The organism is Syntrophobacterales bacterium, assembly GCA_019429105.1.
Taxonomy (GTDB): Bacteria; Desulfobacterota; Syntrophia; order Syntrophales; family UBA5619; genus DYTH01.
The window spans coordinates 1-15,663 of record JAHYJE010000053.1 but is presented as its reverse complement, the minus strand read 5'-3'; the positions used below and the strand labels follow the sequence as shown (position 1 = coordinate 15,663).

Sequence of the window (15,663 nt, the reverse complement as noted above, 5' to 3'; positions counted from 1 at the left end):
TTCCCGAAAGCGGAGCTTAATGTACACAATGCTTCTATCGGGAATACGGTTTTTCAAGCAGTTAGAACCAGATTATGAACATTAAACTTCGTTTTCCCGCTTAAAATCATTGCGGGAATGACAGAATTGGGAATTTTGCAATTGGCTCTAAAGACCTGACCCCCAAAACTTGCCTATTTAATGCGACTGGCTGCATAGAGGGGGAGATAATGAACGGTATTTCTCCGGCTGATATTGTTGGCGCTCAGGACATAGGCCCGCGGGGGGTGATAGCGCTCCGTATAGACCTTCAGGCTCTTCGATTGGGTCACCCATCCGGATTTGACCTCCAGAGGCACAACTTCTCCTTCCCGCTCAAGAAGAAATTCCACTTCCGCCGTGCGCCCCTGCCAGCAGAAAAGGGCCTTGTCTCCCGCGGTGCGCAGTTCCTGAGCCACGAAATTCTCCGCGACGTAACCTTGGTAGCTGCCGAAGCCATAGTTCAGAAACGTGGCCGGGGCAATGCCGCTCGCGGCTCCCAGCAGTCCCACATCAAAGAAGTAGAGCTTGAAGCGGTTTTCCTTCACATAGCTGGAAAGGGGAACGCCGACGGCATCGATAATAGGCGTCCGGATGAGCAGATTAGCGCATTCCAGCCAGTCCAGGGGAGCGGACAATCTCTCGTAACCCCGGATTCCCGGGATCCCTTCGCGGAGTTTGAATTTCGCGGCTGATCCGTCTTGCGTCCGCGCTAATTGCGCGGGCACGTTTCGCCAGAGTTTCTCGATGTGTAAAGCGTTGCTCTTCCCGCTATGCTTCGCCATATCGGCCAGATAGGTCTCCAGCATATCTTGCTGCGCCTTACGGACCGTCTGAACGGCTTCATACAAATTTTCCTGCCCCTCGCGATAATGGTTCACGGCATCGGGCAGGCCGCCGACAACCAGGTAATGCTTCCACAATCCCCACAGTTGTTCGTGCGCCGTCTCCGGGAAGGGCTGGGTCAAGTCATGTTTCCGGATCAATTCGGCCAGCCGTTCCTTTCCCAGGCCGTCGAGAAATTCAGCGAACGAAAGGGGATACATATCCAGAAACTGAATCTTTCCGACAGGGAAGGAGTCCGGTTGCAGCGCCACGCCCAAAAGCGAACCGGCAGCGCACAGGGCCAGCTCCGGCATCTCCTCGGAGAAATATTTCAGGCTGGTCAGCGCCCGGGGGCTGCGTTGGATCTCATCGAAGATAATCAAATCCAGGTGGCGGTCGATGGGCCGATCGAGGTAAAACTGCAATTCCTCGAGGATGCGACCCGGTTTCAGATCCTGCTCGAATATCCGCCCGAGTCGTTCATCCTTTTCAAAATTGACATAATGATACCGGGGGAAAGCCGCTCCGCCGAATTCCTTCAGGATATAGGTCTTGCCGACCTGCCGGGCGCCCCGGAGAATAAGGGGTTTGCGGTTTACGGACGTTTTCCAGCGGTTTAAGAAATCGGTAACGGTGCGTTTCATGGAGGTCTAAATACACTATGCGTATATTTTCTGCAATGACTATTTAATCATGTCCCTAATGTTGACATCAGACCCCCAAGGACTCGCTCCCCGGTGGTTGGCCTTCCTTCCGGGGCGGGAGGGGACTTACACCCGCTTGATTACGCGACCTTGCCCGGCCGCACATAGGGCTCTGGCCCTGTTTGTTTCCAGAAATCTCTGAAACCGGCGACGCGCTGCCGCTGTTCGGGGGAAAAGAGGAACGGTTCCACATCCTGAGCCAGAGCATTCAGATCCAGTTTTCCGAGCCGCTCTTCAAAGCGTTGGAGAAATTCCGTTCGATCCAATCCGACCATCTTTTCGATATATTCAAAATCAGGGGCCGCCAAGCCGGTCAGAAAAGAAACATCGAAGACATCCCTCCCTTTTTCCCGCGTCCGATACAGAATTGCCAGCATCTTCTGGGCCAGGAGTATCGCCGGCGGCGCCGCCAGAATCTGGCGGTAAACGCTGAATCTGTTCAGGAAAACTTTCCCGGGATCGTACAGCCTCTCCTTCGCTTCACTGTCGATGCGGATGAGAATCTTCCGCTCCGCGTCCGGACTCAGACCCGCTTCCTGCAGGATCTTCGGAAAACGGATATAACAATGCCAGGCGCCCTTTTCGACGACCCGATATTCAATCAGAAAACCCTTATACTCCATGTCCCGGCAAGCCGTCTTCAAGAGCCCTTCGAACTGGGTTAACGTCAAACCGAAATTATCAAAATCCAGATCCTCCGAGAAACGAGGGCTGTCGTGGAGGATGCGAATCGCCGTGCCGGTAGATGAAACGGCCGAAGGCGTTCTCGAAGGTCCGCGTGATTCTGGCGGTGACGCTGGTATAGGCGTACACGATCTCAGGGATGAAGCCGTACCAGGCCAGGGCGCTTTCCAGGCTGAGGTAGCTGGGAGGATAGAGAAGCGAGGCAATGCCCTCGCCCCTGAGCCGGTCACGCTCCCGGCTGAAGACATAGACGCCTTTTTTCAGCCGCAGCAGATGGCCCTTTTTCACCCAGAGGCTGAGTTGGCCGTCGAGAACCTTATGTCTCGACAACGCAAGGTCATTCCGGGTGAAGATGGGGGCCTTAATCGCGGCGGTCAGCTCGTTATATTTCATGAACTGATCATTAATGATATGTTAATAAAATGTCAATGGAATAATAAGGACAGGTTTAAACCTGACCCCCAAGGCGGTGCTTATCCTCTTAATGGGATAGTCAGTTAGCTCCTCCAGATTATGTGTAGCACCTTGGAATTACACGACAAATCTTTAATAAATGGCAAATAGGCTATCTGCCAAAAATACCAATAGATTATAGGGTATTGGCGTTCCGTAGGAGGAGCTGACTGACTATCCCCCTCATCTTATTTATTCACCGCCCGGTAGGCCTGCACAAACCTTCCCGCCAGCGCGTCCACATCCTGGCGGATCAGGTTCAGGCTCCCGATATTCGCCTGCCCCGTGATGTTCAGCGACCAGGTAGCCGCCAGAGTCTTCAACCGCGGGTTCGCCTCCAGGCCGGCCAACTGCCGCAATTCAACTTTGATATCGTAGGCATACCAGTATTTTTCCGTCTCATGGGTATTGACGTTGACGCACAAAACCGGCCGTCCGGGGATTGCGAGCCAATCGTTTCCCTCGACCACCCGTATCCCGCCGTTCTGAAGCTTCTGCACCACATCCCGCCGGATCTGCGCCCCGCTCAGCCCGAATTTGGCTGCATATTTCCGGATGTTGGGCTGCACCTCCTCCACGACCACGCTGACCCCCTGGAGCCCGGCCAGCGTCGCCCGGCTCGCCTCCGAATCATCGGCCCGAACCGGCATGGCAAGAAACGCCGACAAGATCAACACAATGCTAACAAAAGGCAAAAGGTATCGTCTCTTCATCATTCCTCCAAAAATAGGATTTATTGTCATCCCCGAGTGCTTCCATCTTTTGTCATCCCCGAGTGCTTCCATCTTTTGTCATCCCCGAGTGCTTCCATCTTTTGTCATCCCCGAGTGCTTCTATCTTTTGTCATCCCCGAGTGCTTCCATCGGGGATATGGTTTTACATCGTCAAATCACAATATAAATCCAACCATTCGGGATTATTCTGGTTCTATGTGATTTGCAGTGGGTAATGCGATTATCCCGGGCTCGACACACTCCCTCCCCTTCAAGGGGAGGGCCGGGGTGGGGATGGGGTCAGGATTGCCCCGATTACCGCGTCGATATTTTGTAACACTCCATTGTCCCATAATCCAAATAGAAAAAATCCGGTTGCATGCAAGCGTTTGTCACGAATTTTATCGTGCTCGCCTGCAAGAGGTTGCCCGCCATCTACGCAACAATACCGTTTTTCCAGACAATCAAAGTCCGGCACATAATCCGGGAAAGGGGTGTTGGCGGCGGAATTTGCAGCCCGCCAATTGCCGCCTGCATAACCGTTGCCGTAAGCTGATTTCGGCATCGGTCATGCTGCTTCGCAACGTCCCGCGGGATATGCCGTTCGATAATCACACGATTTGTTTCTCTTTTCATTCTTACCCCATCCCCTCCCCGACCCTCCCCTTGAAGGGGAGGGAGATTGAAATCGATGCAGATGCTTTTGCCTTGAAGAGGTTAAAGAGTACGTCAATCACTTTTCAACGACCCACTAAAAATCACATAGAACCATTATTCTTTTCAAGTAAAGCAATTTTCCATGATCTGTTCCACTTTTTAAGCTGTTTTTCCCGTGCTATGGCACTATTTATATCCTCCGTAACCTCGAAATAAACAAGGTTATGGATGTGGTATTTATTTGTAAAACCATCTACCAAATCATTTTTGTGGGCGTAAACCCTTCCTGTTAGATCAGACGTAACACCGACATAAAGCATTCCATCTCGTTTACTTGCCATGATGTACACATAGTATTGTTTGTTCGCCATAATTAAAAACCGTATCCCCGATAGAGGCACTCGGGGATGGATCTGGTTTTTGAGGTTATATTGTGAACATCAAGCTTCGCTTTCCCGATAAAAGCATTCAGGAATGAGCCAATTGCAAAACTCCCAACGCTGTCATTCCCGCGACGCTTCTGAGCGGGAAAACGAAGTTTAATGTTCATAATCCAGTTTTTAACTATCTGAAATCATGGATGCCCGATAAAAGCATTGTGTACATTAAGCTCCGCTTTCGGGCATGACACTGAGTTTTGCAATTGCCTCGGAATGACTATCTTTTGTAAGTGCTGAATAGTTACTTTTGCTTTATCTCCTGCGTGTAGTGCTTGACGTATTTTCTCAGGAGCTGTTTCATTTTTTCGTCGCTGTCGGGGGAGGGGTCTTGGATGGCTGCGGAGAACTCCGCGAGGATGGAGGTAAGTTCGGGAAGGGTGTATTTTTGGCTGCCCCGGGCGACAAAGATCTTCTCGTGGCAACTGGCGTCGGTGCCTTCTTCCGCCGTCAGGATCTCCTCGAACAGTTTTTCCCCGGGGCGCAGGCCGGTAAATTCGATGTCGATATCCCGGTTCGGTTCCATGCCGTGGAGGCGGATCAGCTCCTCGGCGATGCGCACGATCTTCACGGGCTCGCCCATATCCAGCACGAAGACCTCTCCGCCCTTTCCCAGCGTGGAAGCCTGCAAAACAAGCGAAACCGCCTCCGGGATCGTCATGAAGTAGCGCTTCATCTCCGGGTCCGTCACGGTGAGCGGCCCGCCGTGCTTCAACTGCTCCAGAAAAAGCGGCAACACGCTGCCCCGGCTGCCCAGCACGTTCCCGAACCGCACAGACATGAACCGGGTAGCAGTGTCGGGGACAGACGGGTTGGGGATAATTGGGGACATGACCCGAATTCCCTGGAATTCGGGATCGTGTCCCCAATTATCCGGGCACGAAGACTCCGTAAATTGGGCGCTGTCCCTATTTTCCAGGGGTGGGGGGCAATTTAATTGGGCGCTGTCCCTATTTAATTCGTTGAATGAGCGGCAGATGAACTCGGCCATGCGCTTGGTCGCGCCCATGACGCTGGTCGGACGGATGGCCTTGTCGGTCGAGATCATCACGAACGTCTCCGCGCCGGACTCCACGGTGGCGCGGGCGATGTTGTACGTCCCGAAGATATTCACCTTCGCGGCCTCCCGCGGATTGTACTCCATCATCGGCACATGCTTGTAGGCGGCGGCGTGAAAGATGATCTCCGGACGGTATTTCGCGAAAACCTCCCGGACGCGCAGCTCGTCGCGGACATCGCCCGTCACATACTCTATCTCTCCGGAAAGATGAGGAAACAGGCGCGTCAGCCGCAGCCCCAGGTTGTGCAGCTCCGTCTCGTCGATATCGAAAAGGACGAGCCGCCGCGGGCCGAACGCGCACACCTGCGTGACGATCTCCATCCCGATCGACCCCCCCGCCCCCGTGATCAGCACCGCTTTCCCCTCAAGGAATTTCCGGATGCCCCGGTAATCGACGGAGATGATCTGGCGGCCGATGAGATCCTCGATGCTGATGTCCTCCAGCCCCTTCAGGTTGATATCCGGCCTGTCGAAATCGTAGATCCTCGGCACCACCTTGACGGTGCCGACCTTGAGCTTCCGCGCCGAATCGTACAGTTCACGCAGGGTTCTGTGATTCAGCGACGGGATCGCGATGATAACGGCCTCCACCCGCTCCCGCGCGATGGCCTCCCCCATCCTCCCCAAATTGCCCAATACCCGAACACCGTGCATGGATGTCCCGGCCTTTGTCCGGTCGTCATCCAGAAACCCGATGGGGTAGAAATCCGCAAACCCGTTGCGCGCCATGTCCCGCACGAGCATCTCCCCCGTATTGCCCGCGCCGACGATCAGCGTCCGCTTCCCCTTCCGCCCCGCCCCCTTCTCCCGGATCACCTCCAGATAGAGCTTCTTGGAAATCCGCAGGCCGGAGATGAATGCCAGGGTGAAAAACCCGTCCACAAGGAAGACCCGCTTGCCGATTCCCGTAATGGGCAGGTGAAAGAACGAATTGGGCAGGCTCAGGATCAGCAGCGTCATCTCGGCGACGACGACGGCCAGCACAATGTTCAGCAGATCGGCCACGCCCACGTACCGCCAGGTTATTTTATAAATGCGGAAAATCACCAGGAAGCCGATCTTGATGACAACAAAATAAAGCAGAACCTCCCGAAGAAGATCCGTATATGGAACCTGAAAATTAAAATCGAAGTGAACGAGGAAGGAAAGGTAAAGCGAGAGGGTGACGATGAGGAGGTCCCAAAAGCAGAAAAAGAGAAACCGCGAAAGGCCCGACGTGTGGGTCAAATCGTAGAATATGCGAAACCAGAGGGGGCGGGGCGATTTTCCGGGATTAGAATGACTATTCAATACAAGAACCTCTTTTATGGGTGATCGTGAGGGAGTGTCCTTTTTCCGTGAGGCTATATTTTCGTCTTGGACTTTTCGGCTTATCCGGTTTTTTTTGCAAGACTTTTTTCCCATTCTTACTGGCTGTATTCTCACCAAGCCGCAAGCTCATGTCAAGGGGGAAATTACCACCCCCGGCAAAAACGCTAAATTTCAAGACCTGACCCCCAATTCATTTAGCATTTTTTCAATGGCGGAGAAGGGATAAATCATGGTGCTGCCGCGCTGCTGCTGCTCCACGCCCCCGTACACCAGAGCGCTGCTGCTCGCCCTGTTTTCCAAGGGCGGGATAACCTTGGAAAAGTTGCTCAATCCCTTGAAATAATCCGCGGCAATTGTCGCGCCGGCCTTGATTTCTATGGGGAAAACATCCGGTCCGCTCTCCAGGACAAGATCCACCTCGTTTCCTTTCCCATCCCGATAAAAGGTCATGTTGCTGCGCTTCCCCCGGTTGAGGCGATATTTCAGGGCTTCGATGACCACCAGGTTTTCAAACAGATTCCCCCGCAGGGGATGCCGGCTGACATGACTTTCATTCTCCATGCCCAGCAGGTAGGATGCCAATCCCACGTCGTAAAAGTAAAGCTTCGGCGATTTGATCAGGCGCTTGGAGATATTCCGGTACCAGGGAGGGAGGAGGAACACCACATAACTCGCCTCCAGCAGGCTGATCCAGGCCCGGGCGGTGGTGTGCGAAACGCCGGCATCGTTGCCGAGACTTTGCAGATTGAGAATCTGGCCGATACGCCCGGCGCAAAGCTTCACAAATTTTTCAAAGAGCCCAAGATCCTTGATCGCCGCCATTTGCCGCATGTCCCGCTCTACGTAGGTCGCAAAATAGTCGCCCAGGGCCTGGGTCGGGTCAAGCTTTTGGTCATGGATGCGCGGATAAAAACCGTACAGCAGCAGCCAATCCAGGGCAGCGGTTGGTTCATGCGGCGCAAGTTCCGCGATGCTCAGCGGCAGCAACCGCAGCAGCGCGGTTCTTCCCGCCAGGGATTGCGTCACGGTGTTCAACATCTCAAACTGTTGGCTTCCCGTGAGGATAAATGGGCGTGAGCGGACACTTTCGTCCACGAGAACCTGGATGTAAGAAAGGAGATGGGGCGCCCGTTGGATCTCATCTAGAATGGCGCCCGCTGGATAGGTTGCCAAAAATCCCCGCGGATCGGAAACGGCATATTCCCGCGTATCCGGCCTTTCCAGATTGACATAGGCCATACCCGGAAACACTTTCCTACAGAGCGTCGTCTTGCCGCTCTGGCGGGGCCCCGTGATGGTGACTACCGGATATTTGCCGGCCGCATCTTTTAATACGGGCTCAATCGTTCTTTCAATCATGACTGAAGGTTAACTCAAGCATGGACATATTGCAAGTACATTTTGCATATTGATCCATAGGGGCGGGGATTTTTTGTTTTAGCGTTGTTTGTCAAGGGAAAATTCCCGCAAAACGCTAAATATCAAGACCTGACCCCCAAACTTCTAAAAACGGAGACCTGATCCCCAAAACTTTCTAATTAAACGCGAGGAATGCTGCGACCGTTGTAATCCGGATGCCTGCCGTTTGCGACGCGTCATCCATGAAGGGACCGAAGTGCCGCATGTCGCCGGTCAGCAGGTGTGTCGCTCCGCAGCGGAGGGCGGTCAGGAAGATCGGGCGGTCTTTGGCGGGAAGGGCAATGGGGCAATCCCCGCCGGAAACGGAAGGTAAAACGGTCATGTCGCGAAGGAGTATTTCCAGACGCGGCACGGCGGAAGGATATTTGGCGGTCAGATTGCGGCTCGCCTCCTCGACGGCCAGGGTGGAGGTGATCACACGCCAATGCCCCTTCGACCCGAGTTCCAGCACAAGCGCCGCCTTTCCGGACGAATTGTGGGCAGCCGTGAAAAGGATATTGGCATCCAGAAAGAGGCACTTCACGTTTTGCCTTCGAACTTCTTCAGAATGTTCAGACGCTCCGCTTCCTCCAGATGGTCCTCGGCGTTCCAACGGGCAACATCGGCGTCACTATAGGTCTCGATTTCCAGGACTGCAGCCGGCCGCAGGGCGACTTCATCCTCCCGCTCTTCGAGGATAACAACACCACCCGCTACGATTCCCATACGTTTTCGAATATCAGTCGGCAAGGTAATTTGCCCTCGGCTGGATACGGTAAGACTTGCGCGCATAATAACCTCCTTGATGAAATTCCGTATAGCAGAATTACACCATTACTGCAAGCAATTGTTGAATACATAGGGCTCTGTCCCTATTTTTCGAGGATGGTGCGGGCGACGACGAGGGCGGGGTTGTCGGGGGAGGCGGGCTGGATGCCCCACTTCACAAGCGCAAAATGCTGGCGGATTGCGCCGCCCGCATTGGTTTCCGCGGTGATCTCGATTCCGGTGATGCTGCGCGGAAGGACACAGGCTCCGGTGTTGTAGTAGATTGCCTCGGGGGCTTCCTTCCTGGCGATTCCCGGCGGGCCGCTGCCTCCGGGCGGGGTCGGCGTTGTGAAATTTTGCCAGCAAATCGTAAACCGACGTGTGGGTGATGTAAATCTGCGCGAAGTCGCTGTTTTCCCAAAGCTCCTCGGCGTCGCCCAGCTCGATCAGCGTGAAGCCCAGGCGGAGGTAGTGCTCCAGCGCAAATTTGTAAACCATCGAATTGCGTGCAAATTCGTCCCCGGCGGAGCCGTCCCCCCGATGGCAGTCGGAAAAGACAATGTAGCGGCTGTCGGCCTTCAACTCATGCGTGATGACCTTCATTGCTGTCTCACCCCCGCAAAAACGCTAAAAAACAAGACCTGACCCCCAAAAATTACTTGACGCGAAGGAGGATCTTCTTGATGCTTCTCCCTTTTTGGTTTACCTCAACCGCGTTAATCTCAACCCCCAACCCGAGAGAACGGCAATAAGAGACAAGCGTCGATATTTTCATGTCTTTTCTTGCTTCGATCTTCGAAACACTCGATTGTCGGTAGCCCGGAATTTCGGATTGGGAATGCCCCACGTGTCTTCGCAGCTCCGCCAGACCTAGATTCAGCATGATTTTATTTGCATCTCGCTCAGCGCGGCGGATGCTATCTTTCGACATGCTCTTTTCAGCCTCCTCGAAAAAATCGGCATACTTTTCTGCTTTCATTTCCTCTCTCCCAAATCCTGGAGATAATGATCATACAATGCGTCTGCGATGGGAAGCATACGCGCATAGAACCGTTTATCCCCCGTTTTATTCCCGCCGATCAACAAAACGGCCTGCCGGAATGGGTCAAACGCGAAAAAGATTCTGAAAGGCCTGCCCTCGCTTTGCACCCTCAACTCCTTCATGTTCTCATGCCGGCTTCCCTTTACCGAATCAACATAGGGACGGCCGAGGTTCGGCCCGATGCTTTTCAACACTTCCATCAGGGCATAAATGGATTCGCGGACATCTTCATCGACATTGTCAGAACCTGCAAACCATTCACCAAACTGTTTCGTCTGAAGAATTTTCCACATGATTATTCACTATAGGGAATATCTTGTCAAGGAATATGAATTGAATATGAATTGTTAGGGGCGCTATCGCCTATCCCCTGTTCACCCCCGCAAAAACGCTAAAAACGGAGACCTGACCCCCAAACTTGCTGTCCCTAATTAAAAAGCCGCTTCCAGATGGGAATTATGTTGATATTATTCTCTATGGCGGTTTCGTCGTCCCAGGTTACGATCGTGCCGGCCGGGATTGACAGCTCCGCCATGGCGCTTTTCAATCCCTGAAGTTCCCGGGCAAAGGTCTTTTTATCTGCCATTTCCCAGCAGACCTGCATCAGTTCCGTCTCGCCGGTGATTCTGTGTCGCGCCAGAAAATCAGTTTCCCGCCCGTCCTTCGCAATGAAATATTCCACATCATACCCCCCGCGGCGCAGGTGCATGAACACCATCGTTTCCAGCAGTTGCGCGTAATTGTTCGAGTTACGAAAGGTCATCGCATTCAGAAGGCCGGTGTCGATGGCGTAGATTTTAGCCGGATTGATCTGCCTTGCCTTCTCCGAACGGCTGTGAATGGGAACCTTGTAAAATAAAAAGGCATCCGCCAGATGGTCGAGATATTCATACAGGCTGTTCTTCGTGCATTTGACCCCCATGCTTTTCATGGCATTGAAGAACTTGTTGACGCTGAATTGCCCTCCGGACGAGTGGATGATATGGCGGACGAGATGCTTCAGTACGAGGATGTTGCCAATTTTGTGGCGCTCGACAATGTCTTTCAACAACACGGAATCTATATAACCCTGCAACACTTCGATGCGGAGGCTCGGCTCCAGTTTCTGAACTTCCGGGAAACCGCCGATCTCAAGATAATCTCTTGCCGCCTTGCGCAATAAAGATGCCGTATTGGCGCCGAATGTTTTCGGCATCTCGGCAAAAATACCGTGATATTTCAGAAACTCCTTGAAACTGAACGGGAATATTTCCGTCGTCAGCGAGCGCCCCCGCAAACTGGTCGCGATTTCTGAGCCAAGCAGCTTCGACGAGGAACCGGTGATGAAAAGCTGAATGTTTTCAGTGTCCAGCAGGCGCCTGATGAACATTTCCCACTGGTCGATCCGATGAATCTCATCGAAGAAAAAATAACAACGGGCGCTGCGATGCGCGGGGTATTTCCCGAAATAAACATCCAGGATGTCCTGGAAATGTTGAAGATTAAATTCCAGCAGCCGATCATCCTCAAAGTTCAGGTAGAGGATCTTCTCTTTTTCGATCCCCGAGGTCAGCAGCTCTTTTATCTTCTGATAGCAAAACCAGGTCTTTCCCGCCCGCCTCATCCCGATGACGACATCCGCCTTGCCCACCGCTTCGGGAAATTCCCTGTCCCGGGCTGTCAGCTCCGGCAGCTTCCGTTCATGGAAATCATCAATAAGCTGGGAGATAATCTGTTTCATGATGCAAATCTATCTCTTTTAAAGAGATAATGCAAGCCTTTTCTGTCTTGATTTAAGAGATAGATAAATAGGGCGGGGTCCATCCCCGCGCCCTGGGCTGCATAGCCCCACTTGATGAAGGTGAAGGCAGGCTGCCCGTCTGGTCCCGGGGCGATCTCGATGCCCGTGATGCAGCGGGGATGGACGCATGAGCCGGTGTTGCAACAGGCGCGGTCGGAATGGAGCTTCCGCCGAATAAAAGGGGTGAGTTCATGAGGACATCATAGCGAGAAATATGGAATCTATCAACGTAAATTACGGAATGTAAACCGGAGTATTATGGAATATGGCCAGTCAGGCGCTTTGGGTTTGGGGGGTTTCTTGCCTGTCCGGATCAGCTCCTTGTCAAGACTGATGGTGATATTTTGCTTCAAGGCAAACCTCCTTTTTACACGTTATTTACGTGTAGTGGCTGGAAGGGAAAAATCAACCGGAAATCTGAGAGGAAAGGCATGCTCCCCGAATAATTAATAGAACCGTCCCCTTTTATTCTCGAAAAGACCAGATTCCCGTTTTCACGGGAATGACAATTAACAACATTTCGGGAGAAATTCAAGCTTTCAGAGCCCTAATTAATTCAGAGCCAAGTGAATTTTCAGGGCTTCGTCGATCGCGTTCAAACCCTTCTGATCCAAAGCGCCAATCCTTTTTATGATCCTTTTCTTGTCGAGGGTGCGAATCTGATCCGCTTTGATTTTGGAGTCCTTGGGTAAATTGGCAATGCCTTGGGCAATAAAAACCTCAAAGGGATAGACCGATTGAGGGTTTTTTGAGGTCAGGGGAAGAATCGTCACCGTCCCGGAAAATTCATTGTTCTTATCGTTGGAAACCACCGCGACCGGGCGAGTTTTGGCGATCTCCCGCCCCATCACGGGGTCAAGGGCGGCCAGATAAATCTCCCCTCGTTTAATAATCATCCCATCCCTCCAGATCGACAGCTTCGAATTCTTCGGTCATGGCTGCATTCCCGGCTGCCGCGGCGCGATACCCTTTTTCAAGCTGCTTTTCCAATTCGGCTGCTTTCAATTTCTGAATATACTCCCGCAGTGATTCCGCAATGAGGCGGCTGCGACTGCGAGGACCTGCAACGTGATTCAAGGATTCGATCACATCCTTCGGTAAGGTTACATTAATTCGGGCCATTTCTGTCTGCATAAAGCACCTCCTTCCATGGGTCATAATAAAGCACACAGAAGTGTGTAATGTCAAGAACAGAAATAGGGGCTTAAATACGCCCTCGGCAAAACGCTAAAAATCAAGACCTGACCCCCATGGATGAACTCCAGTCAAAACTTCTACGCTTTGCGGGAACATTTCTGCTGCAGGAGTATCAACCGAAAAGGAACAGATCTGACAGCCTTTTTGGTACAACGCATGGACGACACGACGTAAATTGGGGAGTCAGGCCACAGCTTCAATGCCTTTTCGATCGACCAAATTAAGCAGTTTGACTGCCGTAGGGCCGGGTTTCTTCCCGCCAGACTCCCAGCTCGCCACAGATGTTTTGCTGACGTTTAGATAAGTAGCGAAGACCGCCTGACTGACGTGATACCGCAACCGTATCTGTCTGATTTCCTGTGCCTGATACGTCTTCACGGGCGGCAGACAAAGCGCATCAAATTCGCGCATTGTTATCTCATCCATGATACCCGCATTACGCAAATCCTTTGCCGTTTCATAAACGACGGACAAAATGCTGTCATGTCCTTTTTTCATTACAGTTCACCTCGCTTAACTCGCCACATTGCAATGCTGTTTTGATTTCGTCGGGCTTCAATGTGAGATAATATCTTGTCAGGCGCTTCAGGGCCTTCATCTCATTGTCTTCAATGTTGTCCCGGCTGTTCTTGGGAAACAAATAAAGGAAAAACGCTTTCTTGCCTGCCTGAAACCCAAGTAGCGCTCTCCAACTTCCACGCTTTCCCTGGCCCGGCATGGCGATCCGTTTCTTGAACAGGCCCGCTCCAAGGTTAGCATCGCTCAGCCCGGCATTCATCTCGGCCACTGCCTGACAAACTTCAAGATCTGTTAGTCCCTCGCGTCGAGCCAAGCGTGTGAAGGCCTTTGAGCGATAAACATTCACCAGAAAATCTCTCTTGAAATCATTTTCTATATACCCCGGCTATACACATATAGTCAAGACATTCCGAATACCAACCACTGTAGGAGTAACAGAACAATCTGAAACGCATTTTTTGTTTTCTTCACCCAGTCCTCAGCACTCAGCACTTTCTTTATCGCACTTGTGTTTTATACCAATCCACCTCTCGCTTTAATCCGTCTTTCAAGCTGGTTTTGGTTTGAAAACCGTAGGCTTCTTCAAATCCCCAACCACATCTCTGTCAGTGGAAAAGATGGGACCTCCCAAGTTCCTGGGGAACCCCCTTGCACACATGCCCCGCTCTTCGACCCCGGTGGAATCCTGAAGTCTGACCATTGCAACTCCCGGATGCTGCCTTCCGCTATTTAGACGGCGTCGGCTTCCACATTTGTTTATTTCGAGGCTCTATCACGCGGCCTGCCTGCTCCCTGTCTACGCTTCGCAGCCGGGGTTACCCCCGCACCACGCAAGACTCGGTTCCGGCTGCCGGCCAGCTTTACCGGGGGAGGTTGTTTACTCCCTGGGTTCCTTCGCAAGGTTTCAGCTCACTTTCACTTCCCCCTTGCCCAAGCTTCGCTTGGCGCACCTAAATTTAAAGACCTGACCCCCAAAATTGCCCTGCGGTTATAATGGGGATGTTGCGAAAATTGCCCAGAACGAGCAGATCCTTGTCGTCGCTGACGATGTAGTCGGCCTTTGCAGCCACGGCACAGGATAGGAATTTATCATCGGCGCCATCCCGGCATACGCCGATGATTTCATCTTCGATATCAGCCACTTCACAAAACGGAAGGACTTCGTCTTGAAGAAGGGCGTCGATTTCCCGAGGCGTCAATGAAAATTTTGGGTAGGCGAGAACTCGTCTGAACTCATCAAACGTATCATGCGAAAAAACCGGCAAGAATTTGCGGGCCTTCCAGTATGAGACGATATCTCCCATCTCTCCCGAAAAAAGCAGTGCGGAAACCAGAACATTCGTGTCTATCACTGTCCGGATCACGATTCTTTGCTTCTGGCCCACTGCACAGCCTCAGTCACATCGGCAGGCGTTATTCCGAGCTTCTTCATCTTTTCCCGGATTCCAGTTAGAGTAGCGTCCACAGGCTGCATCCTGACGGGCGCCAGGATGATGCGGCCATCCTGGACATCAGCATCGAAATATTCAATGCCGCTGAACTCTTGAATTACCTTCCGTGGCAGCGTGATCTGGTTTTTGGTCGTAAGCTTTGCAAGCATTCCTTACCTCCTTACAGTAAGGATATCGTTCAACCACACATAAGTCAAGAAAAATCCATCGCCGTTTACTGTTCCAATACCCTTTTCTTTTTTCAAGACCCTATAGGGACCTTATTCGAGGAGGGTGCGGGCGATGACGAGGGAGGCATCCCGGGCGGAGGCGGGCTGGACGGCCCACTTCACAAGCGCAAAATGCGGGCGGATTGGGTCGCCCGCATTCTGGTCAGCGGTGATCTCGATACCGGTGATGCTGCGCGGAAGCACGCAGGCGCCGGTGTTGTAGTAGGTCGCCTCGGAGCCGTCCTTCCGGGCGATCCCCGGCGGGCCGGCGCCGCCCTCCAGAAGCCGCCGCTCGGTCAGCGAAAGCCCCGCGAACACCGGCCGGTGGGTGTGCCCGGCGACGATCTTAGTAATTAGGGACTGAGCCCCCAATAAAACTCCCTCCCCCCTGGCGGGGGAGGGCTGGGGGGGGGGGAAAAACTAATTAAACATGCATC

General features: G+C 52.7%; 20 protein-coding genes and 1 pseudogene. All 21 read right to left on the bottom strand.

Going from position 1 to position 15,663, the window contains the following annotated elements:
• Positions 1–173: 173 nt before the first annotated feature.
• Positions 174–1,487: an AAA family ATPase gene (locus tag K0B01_13470; protein MBW6487149.1), complete on the bottom strand. Its 1,314-nt coding sequence runs from the start codon at positions 1,485–1,487 to the stop codon at positions 174–176.
• A 140-nt stretch (positions 1,488–1,627) separates the two neighbouring features.
• Positions 1,628–2,479 (bottom strand): nucleotidyl transferase AbiEii/AbiGii toxin family protein, encoded by an 852-nt coding sequence (locus K0B01_13465; GenBank protein ID MBW6487148.1) that lies wholly within the window; start codon positions 2,477–2,479, stop codon positions 1,628–1,630.
• A gap of 393 nt (positions 2,480–2,872) precedes the next feature.
• A complete protein-coding gene (locus tag K0B01_13460; protein ID MBW6487147.1) occupies positions 2,873–3,469 on the bottom strand; it encodes a hypothetical protein in 597 nt (198 codons plus the stop codon).
• A gap of 199 nt (positions 3,470–3,668) precedes the next feature.
• Positions 3,669–3,875, bottom strand: a complete 207-nt coding sequence (locus tag K0B01_13455; GenBank protein MBW6487146.1) for an endonuclease domain-containing protein — start codon at positions 3,873–3,875, stop codon at positions 3,669–3,671.
• Positions 3,862–3,969, bottom strand: coding sequence for an endonuclease domain-containing protein (locus K0B01_13450; GenBank protein MBW6487145.1), 108 nt, complete (start codon positions 3,967–3,969; stop codon positions 3,862–3,864). The genes K0B01_13455 and K0B01_13450 overlap by 14 nt, the downstream gene beginning before the upstream one ends.
• A 186-nt stretch (positions 3,970–4,155) precedes the next feature.
• Positions 4,156–4,425 carry a GIY-YIG nuclease family protein gene (locus K0B01_13445; GenBank protein ID MBW6487144.1) on the bottom strand — a complete coding sequence of 90 codons (270 nt, stop codon included), beginning with the start codon at positions 4,423–4,425 and terminating at the stop codon, positions 4,156–4,158.
• 1,033 nt (positions 4,426–5,458) lie between these two features.
• Positions 5,459–6,955, bottom strand: a pseudogene (locus K0B01_13440) (polysaccharide biosynthesis protein).
• Positions 6,956–7,033: 78 nt separating this feature from the next.
• Positions 7,034–8,221: an ATP-binding protein gene (locus K0B01_13435; GenBank protein MBW6487143.1), complete on the bottom strand. Its 1,188-nt coding sequence runs from the start codon at positions 8,219–8,221 to the stop codon at positions 7,034–7,036.
• Positions 8,222–8,396: 175 nt separating this feature from the next.
• A complete protein-coding gene (locus K0B01_13430) occupies positions 8,397–8,804 on the bottom strand; it encodes a hypothetical protein (GenBank protein ID MBW6487142.1) in 408 nt (135 codons plus the stop codon).
• Positions 8,801–9,052, bottom strand: a complete 252-nt coding sequence (locus tag K0B01_13425; protein MBW6487141.1) for an AbrB/MazE/SpoVT family DNA-binding domain-containing protein — start codon at positions 9,050–9,052, stop codon at positions 8,801–8,803. The genes K0B01_13430 and K0B01_13425 overlap by 4 nt, the downstream gene beginning before the upstream one ends.
• 42 nt (positions 9,053–9,094) lie before the next feature.
• On the bottom strand, positions 9,095–9,631 hold the full coding sequence (locus K0B01_13420) for a hypothetical protein (GenBank protein MBW6487140.1): 537 nt from the start codon (positions 9,629–9,631) through the stop codon (positions 9,095–9,097).
• 52 nt (positions 9,632–9,683) lie between these two features.
• Positions 9,684–10,007, bottom strand: a complete 324-nt coding sequence (locus K0B01_13415) for a hypothetical protein (GenBank protein ID MBW6487139.1) — start codon at positions 10,005–10,007, stop codon at positions 9,684–9,686.
• The gene (locus K0B01_13410) at positions 10,004–10,363 is read right to left on the bottom strand and encodes a type II toxin-antitoxin system RelE/ParE family toxin (GenBank protein ID MBW6487138.1); all 360 of its coding nucleotides are present in this window, start codon (positions 10,361–10,363) and stop codon (positions 10,004–10,006) included. Before K0B01_13410 ends, K0B01_13415 begins: the two co-directional genes overlap by 4 nt.
• 134 nt (positions 10,364–10,497) lie before the next feature.
• Positions 10,498–11,790, bottom strand: a complete 1,293-nt coding sequence (locus tag K0B01_13405) for an ATP-binding protein (protein MBW6487137.1) — start codon at positions 11,788–11,790, stop codon at positions 10,498–10,500.
• 611 nt (positions 11,791–12,401) lie between these two features.
• The gene (locus K0B01_13400) at positions 12,402–12,746 is read right to left on the bottom strand and encodes a type II toxin-antitoxin system PemK/MazF family toxin (GenBank protein ID MBW6487136.1); all 345 of its coding nucleotides are present in this window, start codon (positions 12,744–12,746) and stop codon (positions 12,402–12,404) included.
• A complete protein-coding gene (locus K0B01_13395) occupies positions 12,736–12,984 on the bottom strand; it encodes a hypothetical protein (protein MBW6487135.1) in 249 nt (82 codons plus the stop codon). The genes K0B01_13400 and K0B01_13395 overlap by 11 nt, the downstream gene beginning before the upstream one ends.
• Before the next feature lie 246 nt (positions 12,985–13,230).
• Positions 13,231–13,545, bottom strand: a complete 315-nt coding sequence (locus K0B01_13390; protein ID MBW6487134.1) for a DNA-binding transcriptional regulator — start codon at positions 13,543–13,545, stop codon at positions 13,231–13,233.
• Entirely contained in the window at positions 13,529–13,912 is a 384-nt protein-coding gene (locus K0B01_13385; protein MBW6487133.1) for a type II toxin-antitoxin system RelE/ParE family toxin, read from the bottom strand. Before K0B01_13385 ends, K0B01_13390 begins: the two co-directional genes overlap by 17 nt.
• 610 nt (positions 13,913–14,522) lie before the next feature.
• Complete coding sequence (locus tag K0B01_13380) at positions 14,523–14,930, bottom strand: putative toxin-antitoxin system toxin component, PIN family (protein MBW6487132.1); 408 nt, start codon at positions 14,928–14,930, stop codon at positions 14,523–14,525.
• Positions 14,927–15,166 (bottom strand): AbrB/MazE/SpoVT family DNA-binding domain-containing protein, encoded by a 240-nt coding sequence (locus K0B01_13375; protein ID MBW6487131.1) that lies wholly within the window; start codon positions 15,164–15,166, stop codon positions 14,927–14,929. The genes K0B01_13380 and K0B01_13375 overlap by 4 nt, the downstream gene beginning before the upstream one ends.
• Positions 15,167–15,277: 111 nt before the next feature.
• Positions 15,278–15,598: a hypothetical protein gene (locus tag K0B01_13370; GenBank protein ID MBW6487130.1), complete on the bottom strand. Its 321-nt coding sequence runs from the start codon at positions 15,596–15,598 to the stop codon at positions 15,278–15,280.
• Positions 15,599–15,663 lie beyond the last annotated feature (65 nt).

Bases quoted from the DNA above. Each gene is read 5' to 3' on its own strand.
- K0B01_13470 (MBW6487149.1), bottom strand. From the start codon at position 1,487: ATGAAACGCACCGTTACCGATTTCTTAAACCGCTGGAAAACGTCCGTA.
- K0B01_13465 (MBW6487148.1), bottom strand. From the start codon at position 2,479: ATGTCTTCAGCCGGGAGCGTGACCGGCTCAGGGGCGAGGGCATTGCCT.
- K0B01_13460 (MBW6487147.1), bottom strand. From the start codon at position 3,469: ATGGAAGCACTCGGGGATGACAAAAGATGGAAGCACTCGGGGATGACA.
- K0B01_13450 (MBW6487145.1), bottom strand. From the start codon at position 3,969: ATGACCGATGCCGAAATCAGCTTACGGCAACGGTTATGCAGGCGGCAA.
- K0B01_13445 (MBW6487144.1), bottom strand. From the start codon at position 4,425: ATGGCGAACAAACAATACTATGTGTACATCATGGCAAGTAAACGAGAT.
- K0B01_13435 (MBW6487143.1), bottom strand. From the start codon at position 8,221: ATGATTGAAAGAACGATTGAGCCCGTATTAAAAGATGCGGCCGGCAAA.
- K0B01_13425 (MBW6487141.1), bottom strand. From the start codon at position 9,052: ATGCGCGCAAGTCTTACCGTATCCAGCCGAGGGCAAATTACCTTGCCG.
- K0B01_13420 (MBW6487140.1), bottom strand. From the start codon at position 9,631: ATGAAGGTCATCACGCATGAGTTGAAGGCCGACAGCCGCTACATTGTC.
- K0B01_13415 (MBW6487139.1), bottom strand. From the start codon at position 10,007: ATGAAAGCAGAAAAGTATGCCGATTTTTTCGAGGAGGCTGAAAAGAGC.
- K0B01_13410 (MBW6487138.1), bottom strand. From the start codon at position 10,363: ATGTGGAAAATTCTTCAGACGAAACAGTTTGGTGAATGGTTTGCAGGT.
- K0B01_13405 (MBW6487137.1), bottom strand. From the start codon at position 11,790: ATGAAACAGATTATCTCCCAGCTTATTGATGATTTCCATGAACGGAAG.
- K0B01_13400 (MBW6487136.1), bottom strand. From the start codon at position 12,746: ATGATTATTAAACGAGGGGAGATTTATCTGGCCGCCCTTGACCCCGTG.
- K0B01_13395 (MBW6487135.1), bottom strand. From the start codon at position 12,984: ATGCAGACAGAAATGGCCCGAATTAATGTAACCTTACCGAAGGATGTG.
- K0B01_13390 (MBW6487134.1), bottom strand. From the start codon at position 13,545: ATGAAAAAAGGACATGACAGCATTTTGTCCGTCGTTTATGAAACGGCA.
- K0B01_13375 (MBW6487131.1), bottom strand. From the start codon at position 15,166: ATGCTTGCAAAGCTTACGACCAAAAACCAGATCACGCTGCCACGGAAG.